The sequence below is a fragment of the Caballeronia sp. AZ7_KS35 genome (genome assembly GCF_023631045.1).
GTDB classification, from domain to species: Bacteria; Pseudomonadota; Gammaproteobacteria; order Burkholderiales; family Burkholderiaceae; genus Caballeronia; species Caballeronia zhejiangensis.
In genome coordinates this window covers 1-944 of the sequence record NZ_JALQDV010000095.1, presented here as the reverse complement: position 1 = coordinate 944, position 944 = coordinate 1, and the positions used below count along the sequence as shown (strand labels likewise).

The window sequence follows — 944 nt, the reverse complement described above, 5'->3', positions numbered from 1 at the left end:
GGATATAGCGCATCAGCTTACGGTCCAAGTCCTTCACAGTGGTGAAGACGCCTCGCGCGATCACATCACGTTGGATACGCGCGAACCAGTTTTCCACCTGATTCAACCAAGACGTGTACGTCGGTGTGTAATGCAACCGCACGTTGCGGTGTTGCTGCAGAAACTCCTGCACACGTGCGGTTTTGTGGCTGCTGACGTTGTCGCAGATCACATGAATTTCTTGCTTAGGCCGTTGGCTGGCGATCACGCCGGTGAGGAAGGCGACGAACTGCTCGCTGGTATGCCGTGGCGCGGTTTTGCCGATGACTTCCCCGGTCGCCGTGTTGAGCGCAGCGAACAGGCTCAGCGTGCCGTTACGTTTGTATTCGAAGCCATGGCTCTCGGCTCGGCCTGGCGACAGCGGCAACATCCGGTCCTTACGATCCAGGGCCTGAATGGCCGTCTTCTCATCCACACAGAACACCGCCGCATGAGCGGGCGGGTTCAGATAGAGGCCTATGACGTCTGCAGCCTTGGTCTCGAAGTCAGGGTCGTTCGAGACCATGTGCGTATCGAGTCGATGAGGGCGCACGCCATGCTTGCGCCAGATACGCTGTACCGTCGAGGCGCCCACATCGCCCAATGCCGCAGCAAGCTTATAGCTGCTCCAATGCGTGGATCCGTCCGAGGGCCGGCGCGTGAGCGTGAGCTTTAGCACGCGCGCCTCGAGCTTATCAGGCGGATGCACGGGAGCTCGTCCAGGATGGCGCGCATACAGGCCTGCCAGCCGCTCGGCCAAGAACCGACTCGACCATCGCGAAATGAAGCGCGAGTCACATCGCAGCCGCTGCATGATCGCCTCGCGTGTTTCGCCGTTGTCAAGCATCAGAATCAGCCGAGCGCGCCGGGCGTCAGCTGCGCGCACCGTCTGGCTACGAGTTGCTGACAACAATTGTTCGCGCTCG

At 60.5% G+C, this 944-nt stretch carries 1 protein-coding gene; it reads right to left on the bottom strand.

Annotated features, from left to right (window positions below):
- A partial coding sequence (locus NCT05_RS36650) for an IS630 family transposase (protein WP_250504799.1) occupies window positions 1–944 on the bottom strand: 944 nt, incomplete at both ends.